This window comes from Janthinobacterium sp. BJB426 (assembly GCF_002735705.1).
Taxonomy (GTDB): Bacteria; Pseudomonadota; Gammaproteobacteria; order Burkholderiales; family Burkholderiaceae_D; genus Janthinobacterium.
On record NZ_PDZL01000013.1, the window covers coordinates 13570 to 31124 of the forward strand.

At 64.7% G+C, this 17555-nt stretch carries 19 protein-coding genes; 10 read left to right on the forward strand and 9 right to left on the reverse strand.

The annotated features are described in order from the left end of the window. Positions 1-125: 125 nt before the first annotated feature. The 3 genes from fumC to CSQ93_RS19355 all read left to right on the forward strand — a co-directional run bounded on the left by fumC (position 126) and on the right by CSQ93_RS19355 (position 2246). Positions 126-1520, forward strand: a complete 1395-nt coding sequence (fumC, locus tag CSQ93_RS19345; protein ID WP_099379433.1) for a class II fumarate hydratase — start codon at positions 126-128, stop codon at positions 1518-1520. Between the two features lie 95 nt (positions 1521-1615). Next, entirely contained in the window at positions 1616-1837 is a 222-nt protein-coding gene (locus CSQ93_RS19350) for an RNA-binding S4 domain-containing protein (protein ID WP_035825476.1), read from the forward strand. A 124-nt stretch (positions 1838-1961) separates the two neighbouring features. Continuing rightward, positions 1962-2246 (forward strand): hypothetical protein, encoded by a 285-nt coding sequence (locus CSQ93_RS19355; protein WP_035825472.1) that lies wholly within the window; start codon positions 1962-1964, stop codon positions 2244-2246. Positions 2247-2250: 4 nt separating this feature from the next. On the opposite strand, the gene bufB is transcribed toward CSQ93_RS19355, so the two are convergent. The 9 genes from bufB to CSQ93_RS19400 form a co-directional block, all read right to left on the reverse strand. Beyond that, positions 2251-3873 carry an MNIO family bufferin maturase gene (gene bufB / locus CSQ93_RS19360; RefSeq protein WP_099379434.1) on the reverse strand — a complete coding sequence of 541 codons (1623 nt, stop codon included), beginning with the start codon at positions 3871-3873 and terminating at the stop codon, positions 2251-2253. A gap of 17 nt (positions 3874-3890) precedes the next feature. Continuing rightward, positions 3891-4193: a BufA1 family periplasmic bufferin-type metallophore gene (locus CSQ93_RS19365; RefSeq protein WP_099379435.1), complete on the reverse strand. Its 303-nt coding sequence runs from the start codon at positions 4191-4193 to the stop codon at positions 3891-3893. A 264-nt stretch (positions 4194-4457) separates the two neighbouring features. Beyond that, positions 4458-4658 carry a YjfB family protein gene (locus CSQ93_RS19370; RefSeq protein ID WP_034781856.1) on the reverse strand — a complete coding sequence of 67 codons (201 nt, stop codon included), beginning with the start codon at positions 4656-4658 and terminating at the stop codon, positions 4458-4460. 57 nt (positions 4659-4715) lie between these two features. Beyond that, the gene (gene mobB, locus CSQ93_RS19375) at positions 4716-5252 is read right to left on the reverse strand and encodes a molybdopterin-guanine dinucleotide biosynthesis protein B (protein WP_099379436.1); all 537 of its coding nucleotides are present in this window, start codon (positions 5250-5252) and stop codon (positions 4716-4718) included. Positions 5253-5347: 95 nt separating this feature from the next. Continuing rightward, entirely contained in the window at positions 5348-6811 is a 1464-nt protein-coding gene (locus CSQ93_RS19380; RefSeq protein ID WP_099379437.1) for an alkaline phosphatase family protein, read from the reverse strand. Between the two features lie 100 nt (positions 6812-6911). After that, on the reverse strand, positions 6912-7613 hold the full coding sequence (locus tag CSQ93_RS19385; RefSeq protein ID WP_099379438.1) for a general secretion pathway protein GspB: 702 nt from the start codon (positions 7611-7613) through the stop codon (positions 6912-6914). Position 7614: 1 nt separating this feature from the next. Continuing rightward, entirely contained in the window at positions 7615-9249 is a 1635-nt protein-coding gene (locus CSQ93_RS19390; RefSeq protein WP_099379439.1) for an AAA family ATPase, read from the reverse strand. 51 nt (positions 9250-9300) lie between these two features. Then, positions 9301-9825 carry a hypothetical protein gene (locus CSQ93_RS19395; RefSeq protein ID WP_099379440.1) on the reverse strand — a complete coding sequence of 175 codons (525 nt, stop codon included), beginning with the start codon at positions 9823-9825 and terminating at the stop codon, positions 9301-9303. Between the two features lie 230 nt (positions 9826-10055). Then, a complete protein-coding gene (locus CSQ93_RS19400) occupies positions 10056-10343 on the reverse strand; it encodes a hypothetical protein (protein WP_099379441.1) in 288 nt (95 codons plus the stop codon). A 348-nt stretch (positions 10344-10691) separates the two neighbouring features. Between CSQ93_RS19400 and CSQ93_RS19405 the strand changes: the two genes are divergently transcribed. The 7 genes from CSQ93_RS19405 to CSQ93_RS19435 all read left to right on the forward strand — a co-directional run bounded on the left by CSQ93_RS19405 (position 10692) and on the right by CSQ93_RS19435 (position 17547). After that, positions 10692-11564 (forward strand): BadF/BadG/BcrA/BcrD ATPase family protein, encoded by an 873-nt coding sequence (locus CSQ93_RS19405; protein ID WP_099379442.1) that lies wholly within the window; start codon positions 10692-10694, stop codon positions 11562-11564. Positions 11565-11566: 2 nt separating this feature from the next. Further along, entirely contained in the window at positions 11567-12301 is a 735-nt protein-coding gene (locus tag CSQ93_RS19410; protein WP_070282815.1) for a GntR family transcriptional regulator, read from the forward strand. Continuing rightward, on the forward strand, positions 12298-13410 hold the full coding sequence (gene nagA / locus CSQ93_RS19415) for an N-acetylglucosamine-6-phosphate deacetylase (RefSeq protein ID WP_099379443.1): 1113 nt from the start codon (positions 12298-12300) through the stop codon (positions 13408-13410). The genes CSQ93_RS19410 and nagA overlap by 4 nt, the downstream gene beginning before the upstream one ends. Then, positions 13400-14413: an SIS domain-containing protein gene (locus CSQ93_RS19420; protein ID WP_099379444.1), complete on the forward strand. Its 1014-nt coding sequence runs from the start codon at positions 13400-13402 to the stop codon at positions 14411-14413. The genes nagA and CSQ93_RS19420 overlap by 11 nt, the downstream gene beginning before the upstream one ends. A gap of 135 nt (positions 14414-14548) precedes the next feature. Then, positions 14549-15808: an ABC transporter substrate-binding protein gene (locus CSQ93_RS19425; protein ID WP_099379445.1), complete on the forward strand. Its 1260-nt coding sequence runs from the start codon at positions 14549-14551 to the stop codon at positions 15806-15808. A 4-nt stretch (positions 15809-15812) separates the two neighbouring features. After that, positions 15813-16685 (forward strand): carbohydrate ABC transporter permease, encoded by an 873-nt coding sequence (locus CSQ93_RS19430; RefSeq protein ID WP_233516261.1) that lies wholly within the window; start codon positions 15813-15815, stop codon positions 16683-16685. 13 nt (positions 16686-16698) lie between these two features. After that, positions 16699-17547, forward strand: coding sequence for a carbohydrate ABC transporter permease (locus tag CSQ93_RS19435; RefSeq protein WP_233516262.1), 849 nt, complete (start codon positions 16699-16701; stop codon positions 17545-17547). The last annotated feature ends 8 nt before the right edge of the window (positions 17548-17555 follow it).

The following is a 17555-nucleotide window of genomic DNA, read 5'->3' on the forward strand; positions in this document are numbered from 1 at the left end:
TTTAACGGCAGGAAAACGCAAAAATATAGATGGGCTACGGCAAAAATGATGCAATACAGCCTCATCCTGTGCCTTTTTGGCGCCTGGAGTACACTCGATCCACCTCCATCGATGAAAGGGATGCCATGAGTAGCAGAATCGAACGCGACAGTTTCGGCCCGATCGACGTACCCGCCGACCGGCTGTGGGGAGCGCAAACGCAGCGCTCGCTTGAGCACTTCCATATCTCCACGGAAAAGATGCCGCCCGAACTGATCGCCGCCCTGGCCACCGTCAAGCGCGCGGCCGCCCACGTCAACCTGGACTTGGGCTTACTAGACGGCAAGAAGGCAGTTGCCATCACGCAGGCCGCCGACGAAGTGCTGGCCGGCAAGCATGATGCAGAATTCCCGCTGGCCGTCTGGCAGACGGGTTCTGGCACGCAAAGCAATATGAACATGAACGAAGTGCTGGCCAACCGCGGCTCCGAGCTGATCGGCGGATTGCGGGGAGAAGAGCGCCTGCTGCACCCGAACGACGACGTCAACCTGGGCCAGTCCTCGAACGATATCTTTCCCACCGCAATCCACGTGGCCGCCGCCCTGGCCGTCGCCAACACGGTCTTGCCGCCGCTACGCCAGCTGCGCGTCACGCTCGATGCGAAAGCCACGGAATTTGCCGACATCGTCAAGATCGGCCGCACCCATTTGCAGGATGCGACGCCGCTGACCCTGGGCCAGGAGTTTTCCGGCTACGTGGCGCAGCTGAACTTCGCCGAGCACATCATCACGGCATCGTTGCCGCCGCTGCTGCAACTGGCCGCCGGCGGCACGGCCGTGGGCACAGGTTTGAATGCCCACGTGGAATTTGCCGGCCGCATCGCGCAAGAACTGGCACGCCTGACGGGCCAGCCGTTCGAGACAGCCAGCAACAAGTTTGCCGCCCTGGCCGCCCACGATGCCCTGGTCGCCGCCCATGGCGCGCTGAAAACCCTGGCCACGGCCCTGATGAAAATCGCCAACGACGTGCGCTGGATGGCGTCCGGCCCCCGTTCCGGCCTCGGTGAGATCACCATCCCCGAAAACGAGCCGGGCAGCTCCATCATGCCGGGCAAGGTCAATCCTACCCAGTGCGAAGCGCTGACCATGCTGTGCTGCCAGGTGTTCGGCAATGACGTCGCCATCACGGTGGGCGGCGCCTCGGGCAATTTCGAGCTGAACGTCTTCAAGCCATTGATTGCACACAACTTCCTGCAAAGCGCGCGCCTGCTGGGCGACGGCATGCGCAGCTTCGACGAGCATTGCGCGCACGGCATCGAACCGAACCGTGGTCGCATCGCCGACCTGATGGAGCGTTCCTTGATGCTGGTCACGGCGCTGGCGCCGCACATCGGCTACGACAAGGCAGCGCAAATCGCCAAGCAGGCCCAGCACGAAGGCACGACCTTGAAGGAAGCGGCGCTGGCCCTGGGCTTTGTGACGGAAGAGCAATTCGGTGCGTGGATCGTGCCCATGGAGATGACGCGGCCCAACAAAAGCTGACTTCCACCCTGCATTGCTGGCGGCTTCAGGTAAACTATGAGTTAGTTGAGGTCGCCATCAAGTGTTGAAAACACATCATTGCAATAAGGGATACAATGCAAAAAGTAAGCTTTGATTTAACATCCGAGTTCGTCGAGCTGAACCAGCTGTTGAAGCTGGTCGGCCTGTGCGACAGCGGTGGCGCAGGCAAGGTCATGGTCGATAGCGGCGTGGTGAAGGTCGATGGCAAGAAGGAATTGCGCAAGACCGCCAAGATCCGCGCCGGCCAGGTCGTCAGCGTGGGCGATATCCGTATCACGGTCGTCGCTCCCGTGTGATGCCGGCATGGGGCGCGAAAGCGGCCCCATGCGTCCAGCCAGCACCGCTGCCAGCCGGCTGCCTGGATCAAGCTGCAACATGTCGTTATTGTCAGATAAATATCGATTGCAGAAGGGGAGCGCCATGGACCAGCCCGAACAAGGTACGCGCAGCCAGGAACGCCTGATCGGCGACTTGCGCCAGGTAATAGAAAACGCGGAAGAATTGCTGCGTAACACAGACAAATACACCAGCAGCCTGTACCAGAGCGCGCGCGCCAGGCTGGAACTGGCCCTCGTCGCGGCCACGGCCGAGCTGGCCCGCTTTGAAGAAGAGCAAGTCACGCGCATGATGGATGCCACCCTGGCCGCGAATGCCCTGTACCGCGATCAGACGGGCGAAGCGCGCCTGCTGCGGGCCTTCGAGTAAACTGTCACGCCGTCAACACCGCATGCGCCAGCCACTGACGCAAGTGGGCGGCCAGGTCGAATGCCGGGTCCAGCTCGAACGCCGCATCGAGCGCGGCGCCAAACGTCTGGCCCTGCTGCAACATGACCAAGGCCGCATGCGCGGCCGCATCCAGTACGAGCACCTGCGTCTTCCAGCGCGTCCTGCATACCAGCGCATGGCTGGCCACCTGCAACTCCTGCGGAAACATCCCCTGCCCCTCACCTTCCTGATGCGCCTGCCACAGGGCCGCCACTTGCCAGCTGGACGCCAGCAAGGCGCAAGCGGGATGCAAGCGGAAACGCCGCGCTTCCAGCTGATCGGGATGCAGGGCGGCCAGCGCCTCGGGCGCCAGGCCCTGCGCATCGGCCGCGTAATGCGCCAGGTGCACGGCCCATTCCAGGCGCGCCATGTCCGGCAGATACGGCAAGTCGGCCACAGGCGGAAAACTGGTCAGAAAATCGGCGAAACGGGCGCCAAACTCATTCAAATCCGCGCTATCGGACGGATACTGGCGGCCATACGCGCGTGCCAGGCCAGCAAAGAATGCCTCGCCCACCAGCGCCAGCACGACGGGATAGGTGTAGCCCAGGGTGCGGCGCCAGGTGGCACTCGCATTGCCGCGGTACAGTGAAAAACGCTGCGGCACCGATTCTCCCGCGAACGCTGGCAATGTGGCCTCAGCATCCAGCAAGGCCGTGGCAAATGCTTGCTGGCCGGCCGCCAGCGCGTCAAACGACACGGGCGGCGGCGGGGACGGCAGCATCGCTCCCTGCCATGGCGCTTGCGGCGCATGGCGCGCCAGCATGGCTTGCGCCTTGTCCGCTTCGCCCAGCAGGATATCGAGGGTGGGCAAATCCGTATCCCATTCGACCAGGGTAGGCATGGCGCCAAAGCGCTGCAAGGCGGCCGCATATAAATCCCAGACGGGCTCGGCCACGGCGGCGCCATGGTGGTCGATCACGGCATGCGGCGTCTGCAGGTGGCCACCCAGGTGCAGCTCGCCCACGCTGCCCGGTGCAATGGACTGCATGGCCGTCAAGGCGTCTTCGCCGTGGTTGCACTGGTTCACATACAAATTATTGATATCGAGCAGCAGGCCACAGCCGCTGCGGCGCGCCAGCTCCGCCAGGAATTGCGCCTCGCTCATGGAATCGTCGGCAAAACGCAGGTAAGTGGAGACATTTTCCAGCAAGATCGGCCTTTTCAGCACATCCTGCACCCTCCCAACTCTTGCGCACAGCAAATCCAGGGCGGCGCCATTCAAGGCCAGCGGCAACAGATCATTGAGTTGCTGCTGCGCCACGGCGCCCCAGCTCAGGTGTTCCGACACGAGGGCCGGCTCGATGCGCTCGACCACGGCGCGCACGCGCTGCAAATGGGCTTCGGAAAAGCCGCGCGCGGAACCCAGGCCCAGGCCCACGCCATGCAGGCTGATAGGGTAATCCTGGCGCAGGGCTTGCAGCACATGATTATCCCAGCCCGACGACTGCAGATAATTTTCAGTGTGCACTTCCAGCCAGCCCACCTTGGGACGGCGCGCCAGGAAGTCGCGGTAGTGCGCGGCGCGCAGGCCGACGCCGGCAAGCGCCTGGATGGGCGGCGGCATGGGCAGGCGGCGGACGCTTAGGGCTGCGTGGCCGGTTTTGCAGCCTTGCCGGCCTTGATGGGCTTGACGGAGCCGCCCGCCTGCTCGCACGTGCCCTTGGCAACATAAGTCCATTCGGTCGGCAGGTTGTCCGCCTCCGCCTGGCCCGCGCAGGAATGCGCGCCATCGGACGAAGCGCAATCGTTCTGCCCTGCCTTGGCCACGCCATAGCATTTTTCCTTGTCGCCAGGGGCGGGACCATCGTGCGCGGCCGCGTTGATGGTAGTGCCGGCGCAAAGGCCCGCGAGGGCGGCGGCGATGAGAGCTTGGCGTTTGTTCATGGTGATTCCTCTTGCTTGGGTCAAAGTAATCGATAAGTCACGGCACGCCCCATGCTGCGCCATGGGCAACGCGAGGTCATGGGCATCATTTTACTGAATCGGCCGCGCCATGGCGAACCATGGTCAATTAATCAACTTGGCACAGGAGGGAAGGAAGGCGAAAAGGAAGCAAAAAGGCAGACAAAAACGCCCACTTGCCACCGTCGATGACGGTGGTGTGGGCGTAAGTAGTGCGAGCGCCAGGCTGGCGCCGCGGGACTGCGCTCAGGCGGTCGTGTTGATGCGGTTGCCGAGGTGAGCCGGCAGGCTGGGTGCCGACTGTACCGGTGGCAACGCCGCCAGCAAGGCCGTGGCAGTCGAGCTTTGGATATCCTGGGCTTTTTTCAGGACAGTCAAGCCGACGGCTTGCCGCGTGCCTGTCTCCGCCATCGTGGTTGACAGTTGAGCAATGCTTCCGACGTCCATACGTTTCTCCAATGAGGTTCTACCCTTGTTAACGGATGCCGCCGGCAAACCTTTAACTTATTTTTCCAGCTTATTTTCCAACTGCAGCAGCAGCCAGGCCAGCACGTGCTCGCGCGCATTCAAGTCGAGCCATTGCACGCCCTCGCGCAAATCGGCCGGCGGCGGGCTGTCGGACGCCACGGCGATCACATGCGGGTCATGCGGATATAGGGGTGCCTGCCCCACTTCCGGGCGGAACACTTCCAGCTTGGGGATGGGGTCCGTCTTGAAACCTTCGACCAGGGTCAGGTCTGCCGGCCCCATGCGGGACAATTGCTGCGCCAGGCTAGGCTCGGGCGCGCCGCGCAGCTCATGCACGATGGCAAAACGGTACGGCGACGCCACCAGCACTTCCGCCGCCCCGGCCAGGCGCAGGCGGGCACTGTCTTTTTGCGGCGGTTCCAGCGCCAGGTCATGGTGGCTGTGCTTGACCAGGTTGACGCGCAAGCCGCGCGCCGCCAGTTCCTTCACCACAAATTCCAGCAGGGTCGTCTTGCCGCTACCGGAACGGCCGATCACACCGAGTACCGGGTGTGCGGGCATCGCATCGTGCATGGTCACTCCTTGATTGAGAAGGAATGATTATACGCAGCCCCACGGGCGCGACCATCCGGCACAGGCGCCCTGCATTGCCCAGCTCATCGCCCAAGTCAAGCGCCGCCGGGTTTTCCACCATTCTTCGCGCCGGCGGGTACCTGCCGCCGGCGCCGGCCTGTGGACTTCGGGGCTGTCGTTCCCGCGGTTTTATTCGCCGTTTTATTATTCACCGCCTGCGCATTCCTGGCCCTGCGCGCCACTTGCCGGTGCGCGGCGATCGCGCCCGCCTCCGCATCGGACTGGAAAGGGATGGCGGCAGCGGCGGCCAGCTCGCCATCGGGCGGGCAGGCGGACGCCAGCGGGGAAAAATCCTGCGCCCGCACCTCCGCCTCCCATGCGGCCCGCTGCGCCAGCACAGCAGCGGGCACGGCGGGCGCCGCGCGCGCTTGCGCCAGGGTCAGCACGGCGCCCAGGCCGCTGGCGGCCGCCACGCGCGCGCCCATCTGGGGCAAGGCGCCATCGGCGGCGCGGCTAAAGCGCTGCAGTATGGTTTTGATGATCGACGTGTGATCGACCACCTCGTGGCTGACGCTGCCCGGTGCGATCAGCGGCGACACCAGCAGCATGGGCACGCGCACGCCGTAGCGGCGAAACGCGGGGTCGTCGTCCACGGCGGCGGGCGGCGGCACATGGTCGAAAAAGCCGCCGTGTTCGTCATAGCTGAGGATGAGCAAGGTGCGCGCCCAGGCCGGGCCGCGCGACAGGGCCTGGTAAACCTGCGCCACCAGCGCCTGGCCGGCGCGAATATCGGCCGGCGGGTGGTCGTCATTGTCAAAGAAATGCGGATCGATCCAGCTGACGGAGGGCAAGGCGCCCGCCAGCGCATCGCCGATGAAGCCATAGCGGCGGGCGCTGGAGCCGAACGGTTCGTACATTTCCGACGAACGGTAATGGTCGTCCGTCAGCGCCAGGCTCCAGGGCTTCCAGGCGGAATAAAATTTCCAGCTCACCTGGGCACGCTCGAGGTGGCGCACGAACGATTTGTTCGCGTACAGGGGCACGCGCTTGCTATCCTTGCTGCCGGCCGCCTTGCCGCTGATGGCATACAGGCGGTTGGGCCAGGTGGCGCCCGGCACGGAGCTGTAGCAGCGGTCGCAGACACAGAACTCCCGCGCCAGGAAATCGTACATGGGCAAGTCGGCCCCATTGTAGTAGCCCATCACCAGGTCGATGTCGGGGTCGCCCGGATGCGTTTGCGCATAGTCGTCGATGAAGCCGCCGTTATTGTTTTGCAATTGCTGCGCCACCGACATGCCCGTATGCGACGGGTCTTGCTGCGGGCCAAAGGCAGTGCGCCGCAAATGGTGCACGGGGTAACTGACGCCCGCATGCACGTTGGCATGGCTGGCCTGCAAGCCGTCGATGTCGGCGCGCCCGCCTTCCAGGCTCAGGTAGCCAAGCATGTGGTCGAACGAGCGGTTTTCCATCATCAGCACGACGATATGGTCGATGCGCGCCAGGTTCCCCAAGCCATGCGCATCAAGCACACCCTCGCCAGCAGCAGCGGCAGCAATCATCGGACCTCCCCGGCCGCGCACACGGTCGCAGCGCCCCTGGTTCGACCAGGCCCCGCCAGTATGGTTCAGCTATGGCGGCATGACCTTGATACGCAACAACTCAATACGGCACGCGGTAGCGGTAGCCCTTGAAACTGAAGATAGCCGCTTTCGGCTGCAACTTTTCCAGTACCAGGCCGGGCGCCAGCTCCTCGCCTTCGTGGCGCAAGACCTTGTCGATCAGCAGCAGTCGGTCGGCCGGATTCTTCGAATAGATATAGCCGCCGATGGCGACCGCGGGGATTTGCCGCTGTATCGGCTCGGGCAAGTCGCGCATGCCGGGCACGCTCTCTTCCGCTGCAGGCGCAGGTACGGGCACGGCAGGAGCCGGAGCGGGGACAGACGGCGCGGCCTGACCGGGCGACTCCTGCTTCGGTTCCGGCACGGGCCTGGCATGGTGCACGGGCGCGGCGGTGGCCGCCGGCGGCACGGGCGTGACTTGCGCAACAGGAAGCGGCGCAGGTGCGGGGGCCGCCGGTGGTGCAGCTGCTGGCATCGGCGCGGGCACAGCCTGGGCCAGCACGGCTGGAACGACAGCAATCGCCGCAGGTGCCGTGGCCGCAGCCTGCCAAGGCTGCCACAGCAGCAATGCGGCCGCCACGACTACCGTCACGCCGCCCAGCGCCAGCCAGACGGGGGCGCGCCGCGACGCGCCGGACGCGGCGGCATCATGCAGCTGCACTTGCGGTGCGTGGATCGACGGCAGCTCGCCCAGCTGGCGCTCGGCTTGCGATTTTTTCAGTGCTTCAAGTATGTAGGACATCTTATTTCCCCGCCACCATCGCCGTCGCAGCGGGCGCCGCCACGGCAGGAGCTGCGCTGCTCAGGCGCGGCTCCGTGTTATCGCCCAGCTGCATCAGGCGTATGTACGTTTTCGGGCCCGCCAGGCCATCGGCCCGCAGGTTCTGGCTTTGCTGGAAAGCCCGCAGCTGGCCTTGCATCTCGGCATCAAGCGGCAGATTGGCGGCCGGCGCAGGCAAGCCCCGCTGTTGCGCCAGGCGCTGCGCCAGCCAGTCCACGTCGGCGCCGCGTGCGCCCAGCGGCACCTCGTCGCGCCAGCTGCGCGGGGCCCGCCAGAAGGTCGTGAAACCGCCATCGCTGCGCTGCGCCAGCTGGGCCAGCGGCAGGCTTTGCTGCTTGCCGTCCAGCATCAAGGTGGCCATTTCGTCCTGCAAGCGCGTCAGCAGCGCCAGCTGTTCCCGCCCCTCCCCGTCGCGCAGGGTCAGCAGGGCGGGACGGTCCAGCACGCGCAGCTCGGCGATGCCGCCCCGGCTGTGCAGGCAGCGCAGGCCGGCGCGGGCGCCCGCCTGGCAAGCGTCGCCGGCCGGCAACTGCTCGCCCCACAGGGCGGCCAGCTGGCGCAGCACGGCGTTGCGGTCCGGCACGCTGACCGGTGCGGGCACGGATGCGGCGGCAGCCACCACGGCGGAGGCGGCCGGCACGGAGGCGGCCAAGACAGGTACAGCAGGCACGGCGGACGGGGACGGCATGAAATGCCAGGCCAGCGCGGCCGTGACCAGCGCGCCGGCCAGCACGCCACCGGCCACGTGTGGCCAGCGCAGGCCCCGTCCGGCAACCGGCGTGCCCTCTTCCGCAAACACTTCCTCGGCGGCGCGGCGCAGTATCTGGCGCGTCACCTGCGGCTGGTTTTCCACGTAGGCGCCCAGCAGCGCGCGGTCGCACAACAGGTTGATGCGGCGCGGCACTCCCTTGCTCAAGGCATGGATGTGCGCCATCAAACGCGGCGCGAACGGTGTCTGCGCCGTGCTGCCCGCCACGGCCAGGCGGTGGCGGATGTAGCTGGCCGTCTCGTCCGCCGTCAGCGAACCGAGGTGATAGCGGGCGATGACGCGCTGCGCCAACTGTTCCAGCTCGGGCCGCGCCAGCATGGCGCGCAATTCCGGCTGGCCGATGAGAATGATCTGCAGCAGCTTGCGCTCGCTCGTCTCCAGGTTGGTCAGCAAACGCAGCTGCTCGAGCACGGCGGCGGACAGGTTTTGCGCTTCGTCAATGATCAGCACATTGTTCTTGCCCTGCGCATGGCTGGCCAGCAGGTGCACATTGATGGCGTCGACATAGCCTTTCACGCTGGCCACGCCGGGCGCCAGGGCGATGCGGAATTCCTCGCAGATCGACAGCAGCAATTCCTCGACGGACAGTTTCGGATTGAAGATATACGCAAGCTGGCAGTTTTCCGGAATCTGCTCCATGAAGCAGCGGCACACGGTGGTCTTGCCGGCACCGATTTCCCCCGTCAGCAGCACGAAGCCGCCGCCGCTGCCCACGCCATACAGCAAATGCGCCAGCGCTTCGCGGTGGCGTTCGCTCATGAACAGGTAGCGCGGATCGGGGGCGATCGAGAACGGCGATTGCTTGAGCTGGAAATAATGCGTGTACATGGAGACCCTGCGGATGAAACGATCAAAATGCGCGGCGGCAAGCCGAACCCCTCATCGGGTGCGGGCGGGCGGCAACGGCTTGTATTTGGCGCAATACACTTTCGCCTTGCTGCGAAAGTAGACGATTTTACTGCCAGGCACGGAACCACGGACAGGAAAGGCGGAATTGTCGAGTTTATTGAAACGCAGGCCCGACACGCCGCGGATGGCCGGCTCCAGCTTTTCCGGTGTCGAGTCCGCCACCACGCCCATGAAGACGAGGGGACTGGTGTCGTCGCTGACGATGACGTCGGTAATCGGCGCGCCCCACAAGGTGGCGTCCGTGCGGAACCAGTAGGCGCCCCCTTCATGCTTGTAGGCGGGGCCGAAAGCCGTCAGCAGATAGGCATAAAAGGCCTTGTTGTCGATCTGGTCGATGCACAGCACGGCATTGCCCACCACTTGCCCGAACGTGGACGGCGGCGGCTTTTGCTGCGCCAGCACGCCGGACACGGGCGTACCCAGGGCCAGCAGGGCGAACGCCGCCAGCAGGGCCGGCGCACGCCACGGGCGCGACAGTAAGCGACGCAGGCGCATGATCAGCGCTTGCGCTCTTCTTTCTTGACCTTCTTGGCTTCCTTCTTTTCCTTCATGGTCTTGGCCGGTTCCTTCTTGGCTTCCTTCTTGCTGTCCTGTGCCTTGCTCATTATCTACTCCATACCTGGGCGAAAATGCCTGGGCCATTATGACACTCCCCCATGAAAATGCCACCCGAAAAGCAAAACGGCCGCACAGGGCGGCCGTTCCAGTCACGCGTCAGCGCACACTCAGTGCAGGCACAGGCGGCGGCGCGTCTTTTCGATCAGCTCCGTATCGTAGGGATACAGGTTCTCGATAAAGAACAATTCCGTTTCGGCCTCGTCTTCCAGGCACATTTCGATCATGACCGGACCATCGCTTTCGCGGCCCAGGAAATCCTTCGGCCAGCGGTTCTTGCGGTGCGTGCGCATCATTTCCATACCCAGCTTAGCCAGCGGCGCCGACACGCCGGCGGCCAGCGCCTCTTGCTGCCAGTCGTCCCAGTACTCGCTCTTTGCTGCCTTGTCGTTCATCATGCTCTTCCAACTCAGGTGTAAAAGGCGGACTTTACTCTTCATGGCGCCCCTTGCCAAGCATGCACACAAGCAACACCACAGCGCGCGGCGCAGACCAGTCCGAAAAAATTGGCATTAAACAAGGCCAATTTCAATACCATTCGCCCAACATAAAAATCCCTTTATTAACAACAACTTGCAATCACGCCCTCGGGCATGGCACGGCATCGCACAACGCATTAATTAATACCACTTAAATACCTGTTGACAAGCCATCTGGGCGACAATATAGTGCCTTCAGCTTTTTCGCCGCCCGACAAATAAAAGAACCGAGACAGGCGCACTCAACCAAACGCGGGACTGCACAACATGATCGAATACATAATCGGCGTCGACGGCGGGGGCAGCGGAACCCGCGTACGCCTGGCGCGCCTCGATGGCTTGGAACTGGCGCAGGGACAAAGCGGCCCATCCGGCCTGGGACTGGGCATCGAACGGGCCTGGACCTCCGTGGCGCACGCCGTCACCCTGGCCTTCCGCGCCGCCGGACTGGAACAGCCATCGTTGCAGCGCATGGCCATCGGCCTGGGCCTGGCCGGCGTGCACAACAAGCAGTGGGCCGCCAGCTTCGTCGAACACAATCCCGGCTATGCCTTGGTGGCGCTCGAATCGGACGCCCTGACCACCCTGCTGGGCGCGCATGCGGGCCAGCCGGGCGCCATCGTGGCCATCGGCACGGGCAGCGTGGGCGAAGTGCTGCACGCGGACGGCAGCCGCCATGAAGTGGGCGGCTGGGGCTTCCCCTCCGGTGACGAAGCGGGCGGCGCCTGGATCGGCATGCATGCCATCAACCACGCGCAGCAAGTGGTTGACGGACGCGTGCCCGGCAGCGCCTTCGCCACGGCCATCATCGACGCCTGCGGCGGCCAGCGCGACGCCATGCAAGTGTGGCTGGCGGCCGCCAGCCAGACCAATTTCGCGCAACTGGCGCGCCTGGTGCTCGAACACGCGGCCAGCAATGGCGTGGCGCGCAGCATCCTGACGGCTGCGGGCCAGCAGATCGCCCTCATCGCCAGGGCGCTCGACCCGGCAGGCGCCTTGCCCGTGGCCCTGTGCGGCGGCCTGGCCGCGCCCTTGTCGGGCTACCTGCCGGAGGAACTGTTAAAACTGGTCGTGCCGGCACAGGGCGACTCGGCCGCAGGTGGTCTGCGCCTGATACGCAAGCACTTGCAGGAGCAATGACCATGCTGGCCAAACTGTCCGCCTTCAAACCCAATCCGGCCAGCGACACGCCGCTCTACATGCAGCTGGCGAACATGCTGTCGGACGGCATCGCCAGCGGCGACTGGCGCGCCAACCAGGCCTTGCCTTCCGAGCGCGTGCTGTCGGACATCCTGGAAATCTCGCGCGTCACGGCGCGCAAGGCCATCGACATGCTGTGCGACCGGGGCATGCTGACGCGCAAGCGCGGCTCGGGCACCTACATCACGCCCAAGCTGGAACAGCCGCTGTCGCGCCTGACGAGCTTTTCGGAAGAATTGCGCCAACGTGGCTTTACGGCCGGCTCGCGCTGGCTGCAGCGCGACATCGGCGCGGCCGCGCCGCTGGAATTGCTGTCGCTGGGCCTGTCGCCGCACATGCCGGTGGCGCGTTTGCGCCGCCTGCGCACGGCCGATGAAGTGGTGATGGCGATCGAAACGACCACCATCCCCGCGCTGTACATGCCGGACCCGCAGCAGGTCACCGATTCGCTGTACGGCTACCTGGAGTCGCGCGGCACCATCCCGATGCGCGCGCTGCAGCATATCCGCGCCGTCAACGCGACGGCGGAACAGGCCAAGCTGGCCAATATCAAGACGGGTGAAGCCATGCTGCACATCACCCGTGTCAGTTATCTCGACAACGGCGCAGCGGTGGAACTGACCCACTCGTATTGCCGCAGTGATTATTATGAATTCGTAGCGGAGTCGCGCAGATGAGCAGCACTATCAAAGGCAATATCCTTACCCCCGGCGGCTGGATCCACGGCGCCATCGCCTTCGGCGAGCGGGTCGACAGCATCACGGGCGATTCCCTCCACCCGTCGGACAACAGCGACGACTATATTTTGCCCGGCTTTATCGACCTGCACGTGCATGGCGGCGCCGGCAAGGACATCATGGAAGGCGGTGAAGCCGTCTACACCATCGCGGCCATCCATGCGCGCCACGGCACCACCAGCCTGCTGGCCACCACCATGACGGCGCCGCCGGAAGATATCGACATGGCCCTGACGGCCATCGGCATCGCCGCCAACAACCGCCGCCCGAACACGGCGCGCGTGCTGGGCGCCCACCTGGAAGGCCCATACATCAATGCCGGCAAGCTCGGTGCGCAGCCCAACTATGCGCGCGCCGCCAACCTGGCAGAGATCGAGCGCCTGCAAACGCTGGCCAAGCTGCGCGTCATCACCGTGGCGCCGGAAATCGCCGGCCACCTGGACCTGGTGCGCGCACTGGCCGATGCCGGCGTGCGCGTGCAGATCGGCCACACGCTCGGCTCCTATGAAGACGGCGTGGCCGCGCTGGAACACGGCGCCATGGGTTTCACGCATCTGTTCAACGCCATGAGCGGCCTGCACCACCGCGAGCCGGGCATGGTCGGCGCCGCCCTGGCGCACGCCGAATACGCGGAACTGATCCCCGACCTGCTGCACGTGCATCCGGGCGCCATCAAGGTGGCCCTGCGCGCCATCCCGCGCCTGTACTGCGTCACCGATTCCACCGCCGCCACCGGCATGCCGGACGGCGAATACATGCTGGGCCGCCACGCCGTGCAGAAATGCATGGGCGGCGTGCGCCTGCCCGACGGCACCCTGGCGGGCAGCACCCTGACCCTGGACCAGGCGCTGCGCAACCTGGTGGGACTGGGACTGGACCTGGCCGATGCGTCCAAGCGCGTGTCGACCAACGCCGCCGATTACCTGGGCCTGGAAGAACGTGGCCGGCTGGCCCCCGGTACTTACGCCGATCTGGTGGTACTCGATCGCGATCTCAAACTCAAAGCTGTGTATATAGAAGGAGAAATCTGTGACCTCAATGATGCTTAAAGAAGCCATTTCCGCCGCCGAATGCGTCGCCCTGCAACTGGCCAGCGACACGGAACGCTACACGGAACTGGGCCGCAAATTGAGGAGCACCTCGTTCTCGACCGCGCTGACCATCGCGCGCGGCAGCTCGGACCACGCCTGCAACTACGTCGCTTACCTGATCATGGCGCGCCTGGGCCGCGTCGTCGCGTCCCTGCCGATGTCGCTGGTGACGCTGAACAAGTCGCCGCTGGTGACGCGCGACACCTTGGCCATCTCGATCTCGCAATCGGGCCAGAGCCCGGACGTGGTCGAGCCGATCCGCTACTTCCGCGACGGCGGTGCCACCACCGTGGCCCTCGTCAACGACATCGATTCGCCGCTGGCGCACGCCGCCGAGTGGGCCATGCCCCTGCGCGCCGGCAAGGAACAAAGCGTCGCCGCCACCAAGAGCTTCATCACCAGCCTGGTCGCCGGCGCGCGCATGGTGGCCCAGTGGCAGAACGACCCCGAGCTGCAGGCGGGCCTGGAAGCGCTGCCCGAAGCGCTGCTCGAAGCGACCCGCGTCGACTGGTCGCCCGCCATCGACGTGCTCGCTCCGGCCCGCAACATCATGGTCGTGGGACGCGGCATCAGCTTCCCCGTGGCGCTGGAAGCGGCCCTGAAATTCAAGGAAACCTCGGCCCTGCAGGCGGAAGCGTTCAGCGGCGCCGAAATCAAGCACGGTCCGATGGCCCTGATCGAAGACGGCTACCCGCTGCTGATCTTTGCAACGCGCGGCCCGACCCAGGCCGGCCTGCTGCAACTGGCCACAGAGATGCGCGGCCGCGGCGCCAAGGTCTTGCTGGCGGCCCCCGCCGACGTGGCCGAACGCGACCTGACCCTGCCCGTGGCGGCCACGCCGGACCTCGATCCGATCGTCGCCATCCAGTCCTTCTACGTGATGGCGGCCAAGCTGTCTGCCGCGCGCGGCATGGACCCGGATGCGCCGCGTCACCTGAGCAAGGTCACCAAGACGAATTAACAGGCAGTACCCGGCAGTCCCGCCCCCGGCACGGGGCGTGGCTGCCGGCAGCAGCACCCGAATATAAGCGACGGCAAGGGCATGTACCCGCGCCGCGGACTCATGGACATTGGAGCCTCGCGCTCCAGGATAAAAATGACGATCAAGAGACTGTTGGCGGTTGTTGTCTGCGCGGGGATGCTCGCGCCGCAGGCATGGGCTGCCGAAAAAATCGAATTCTGGACCTTCAGCATGAAGCCCAAGTTCACGCCGTATTTCAATGCGGTGGTGGCGCGCTATGAGGCGCAGAATCCCGGTGTCAAGATCGAATGGATCGACTTCCCGTGGGACGTCATCCAGACCAAGCTGGTCACGCGCATCGTGGCCGGCACGCCGCCCGCGCTGGTCAGCCTGAACGTGCCCTGGGCCGACGAATTTGCGCGCGACGGCTTGCTCACACAAGTCGATGGCCTGATCGCGGAGGCGCGCACCAGCTACATTCCCAGCGCCCTGGCAGACTTGCGCTTCAAGGGCGGCACCTACGGTTTTCCCATGTACAGCAATGTCGCGGTGATCGCCTTCAATACCGCCATTTTCAAGCAGGCGGGACTCACGCGCGGCCCTGCCAGCCTCGATGAACAGCTGGCGTTTGCGCGCCAGATCGCGCAACGCACAGGCAAGGCCGGCATCGCCCCCGCCCTGTCGAAAATCGACGGCCTGTTCATGCAGCAGGGCCTGGCCGTGATCACCGACAACCGCGCCGTCTTCAATTCGCCGCAGCACGTGGCGCTGGTGCAAAAGCTGGCCGACACCTATAAAGTGGGCGGCCTGCTGAAGGAAAGCCTGTTCGCCGAAGACAATTTTCCGGCCGTGATCGACGCCTACAAGGGCGGCCGCCTGGGCATGTTGCTGGCGCCGCCCACGGCCATGCAGCGCATCCGTGGCGATGCGAAAGATATCTACGCCATCACCGATGTGGCGCCCGCGCCGCTGGGCCCCACCGGCATCGCCGACGGCGGCTGGCTGGTGCACTTCGCCATTCCGAAAGGCGTGCCGGCGCGCCAGTTGCCATCGGTGGGCAAGTTCGCGCGCTTCCTGACAAACGACGAAAACCAGCTGGCCTTCGCGCGCCAGGCCAGCGTCTTCCCCACCACGGTGAAAGCGGCGGCCGACACGTTCTTCCTCGCCACGCCGAAGAACGCGGGCGCGGCCGAAAAGGCGGTGGCCGCCGGCGCCCTGTCGATGGGCCACTCGCGCACCCTGTACGTGGCCGGCATCGACGACTACGACGAATTGCGCCGCTCGCTGGTGAAAGCCGTCGAAGCGGGCGTGACGGGCAAGCAGGATGTGAAACAGGCGCTGGACCAGGCCGTCGCCATCTGGAACCGCAAGCTGGCCACCCTGCCGCGCCACTGAGGACATGATGAAACCCGCCCACCGCCATACCGTGCAAGCCTGGCTGTTCCTCGCCCCCGCCCTGCTGCTGCTGGCCGCCTTTTCCTTCTGGCCCGTCGGCTACGGCTCCGTGCTGGCGTTTACCGACTACAGCCTGATACGCGAGACGCGCTTCGTCGGCCTCGATAACTTCCGCTACATCTTCAACAACGAGATGTTCGTCTCGGGCCTGAAAAACTCGCTGATGTTTTTGCTGATGGTGCCCTTCGTGCAGGTGGGCGCCATCACGCTGGCCGTGCTGGTGAACAACCGCCTGCCCGGCATCCGCCTGTTCCGCGCCGCCTTCTACGTGCCGGTGGTGACCACCGTTTCCGTGGTCGGCATCATGTGGGGCTTCATGTTCCACGAACAGGGCGCGCTGAACTACGTGATGATGACCTTAAAACTGGTGAATGCGCCCGTGGGCTGGCTGTCGAACGACAGCCTGGCCCTGTTTGCCGTCATGTTCGTCACCCTGTGGCGCGGCCTGGGCTGGTACATGGTGATGTATCTGGCGGCGCTGCAAGCTATCCCGTCAGACATGCAGGAAGCGGCCATGCTCGATGGCGCCAACCGCTGGCAGCGCTTCTGGAAGATCACCGTGCCGATGCTGCGCCCGACCATCATGCTGTGCTCCATCCTGTCCGTGCTGGCGGCCCTGAAGGCGTACCAGGAAGTCGACGTCCTGACCCAGGGCGGGCCGATGAATTCCACCTTCACGGCGCTGTACTACGCGTATGACCAGGGCCTCAAACACTTGAAACTGCCGCGCGCGCTCGCCGCCAGCTTCGTCGTGTCCCTATTTTGCATCGGCATCGCCCTGCTGTGCCTGCGCTACCTCAAACCCAAGCACCGCTGACAGGGGCATGACCATGAAAAACCGCTCCCGCTCCCTGAAAACCCGCTTGCAGCTGTTTGGCCAATATGCGGGCCACTATGCCGTGCTGTGCGCGATCGCCGTCGTCTGCGTCTTCCCGTTCTGGTGGACCCTGGTGACGGCCATTTCCACGGAAGGCAATATCTTCGCCTTCCCGCCCACCTTCTGGCCGAAGGCGCCCTCCTTCGACAACTTCATCGAAGTGTTCAACGCGATCCCGATCTGGTCGTTCTTCAGGAACTCCGTGCTGATCGCCGTGTTTACCGTGTTCTGGAAACTGCTGCTGTGCTCACTGGCCGCGTATCCGCTGGCGCGCCTGAAATTCCGCGGCCGCAAACTCGTGTTCGGCCTGATCCTGGCCACGCTGGTGCTGCCATCGGAAGTGAACTTCCTCGTCAACTTCATCACCATCACGCAAATGAGCCTGGTCGACACCTACACGGGCGTGATCCTGCCCAACGTGGTGACGGCCGTGGCCATTTTGCTGCTCAAACAGGCGTTCGAGGAAGTGCCGCAAGACCTGATCGACGCAGCCAGGGTCGATGGCGCCTCCGAGTGGGTCATCTTCAGCCGCATCATGCTGCCCCTGATTACGCCGTGGCTGGCCACCGTCGGCATCCTGACGGCCGTCGAATCGTGGAATGAATACATCTGGCCCTCCATCGTCATGAGCAAACCCGATGAATTCCCCCTGTCGGTGGGCGTGCTGTACTTGCGCGGCACCTTCGGCAGCAGCACGCGCGTGATCGCGGCCGGCACCCTGATCACCATCGTGCCAACCCTGCTCGCCTTCCTGTTTACCCAACGCTTCTTCATGCGCGGCATGGACGGCGCAGTCAAATGAAAACGTCT

What these genes read in the sequence shown, in the direction of transcription:
- bufB (WP_099379434.1), bottom strand. Translation starts at nt 3,873, where the DNA reads ATGCCGCCGCCCATCCAGGCGCTTGCCGGCGTCGGCCTGCGCGCCGCG.
- CSQ93_RS19395 (WP_099379440.1), bottom strand. Translation starts at nt 9,825, where the DNA reads ATGCGCCTGCGTCGCTTACTGTCGCGCCCGTGGCGTGCGCCGGCCCTG.
- CSQ93_RS19405 (WP_099379442.1), top strand. Translation starts at nt 10,692, where the DNA reads ATGATCGAATACATAATCGGCGTCGACGGCGGGGGCAGCGGAACCCGC.
- CSQ93_RS19435 (WP_233516262.1), top strand. Translation starts at nt 16,699, where the DNA reads ATGAAAAACCGCTCCCGCTCCCTGAAAACCCGCTTGCAGCTGTTTGGC.
- CSQ93_RS19385 (WP_099379438.1), bottom strand. Translation starts at nt 7,613, where the DNA reads ATGTCCTACATACTTGAAGCACTGAAAAAATCGCAAGCCGAGCGCCAG.
- CSQ93_RS19410 (WP_070282815.1), top strand. Translation starts at nt 11,567, where the DNA reads ATGCTGGCCAAACTGTCCGCCTTCAAACCCAATCCGGCCAGCGACACG.
- CSQ93_RS19390 (WP_099379439.1), bottom strand. Translation starts at nt 9,249, where the DNA reads ATGTACACGCATTATTTCCAGCTCAAGCAATCGCCGTTCTCGATCGCC.
- CSQ93_RS19350 (WP_035825476.1), top strand. Translation starts at nt 1,616, where the DNA reads ATGCAAAAAGTAAGCTTTGATTTAACATCCGAGTTCGTCGAGCTGAAC.
- CSQ93_RS19400 (WP_099379441.1), bottom strand. Translation starts at nt 10,343, where the DNA reads ATGATGAACGACAAGGCAGCAAAGAGCGAGTACTGGGACGACTGGCAG.
- CSQ93_RS19430 (WP_233516261.1), top strand. Translation starts at nt 15,813, where the DNA reads ATGATGAAACCCGCCCACCGCCATACCGTGCAAGCCTGGCTGTTCCTC.
- nagA (WP_099379443.1), top strand. Translation starts at nt 12,298, where the DNA reads ATGAGCAGCACTATCAAAGGCAATATCCTTACCCCCGGCGGCTGGATC.
- fumC (WP_099379433.1), top strand. Translation starts at nt 126, where the DNA reads ATGAGTAGCAGAATCGAACGCGACAGTTTCGGCCCGATCGACGTACCC.
- CSQ93_RS19425 (WP_099379445.1), top strand. Translation starts at nt 14,549, where the DNA reads ATGACGATCAAGAGACTGTTGGCGGTTGTTGTCTGCGCGGGGATGCTC.
- mobB (WP_099379436.1), bottom strand. Translation starts at nt 5,252, where the DNA reads ATGCACGATGCGATGCCCGCACACCCGGTACTCGGTGTGATCGGCCGT.
- CSQ93_RS19355 (WP_035825472.1), top strand. Translation starts at nt 1,962, where the DNA reads ATGGACCAGCCCGAACAAGGTACGCGCAGCCAGGAACGCCTGATCGGC.
- CSQ93_RS19420 (WP_099379444.1), top strand. Translation starts at nt 13,400, where the DNA reads ATGATGCTTAAAGAAGCCATTTCCGCCGCCGAATGCGTCGCCCTGCAA.
- CSQ93_RS19380 (WP_099379437.1), bottom strand. Translation starts at nt 6,811, where the DNA reads ATGATTGCTGCCGCTGCTGCTGGCGAGGGTGTGCTTGATGCGCATGGC.
- CSQ93_RS19365 (WP_099379435.1), bottom strand. Translation starts at nt 4,193, where the DNA reads ATGAACAAACGCCAAGCTCTCATCGCCGCCGCCCTCGCGGGCCTTTGC.
- CSQ93_RS19370 (WP_034781856.1), bottom strand. Translation starts at nt 4,658, where the DNA reads ATGGACGTCGGAAGCATTGCTCAACTGTCAACCACGATGGCGGAGACA.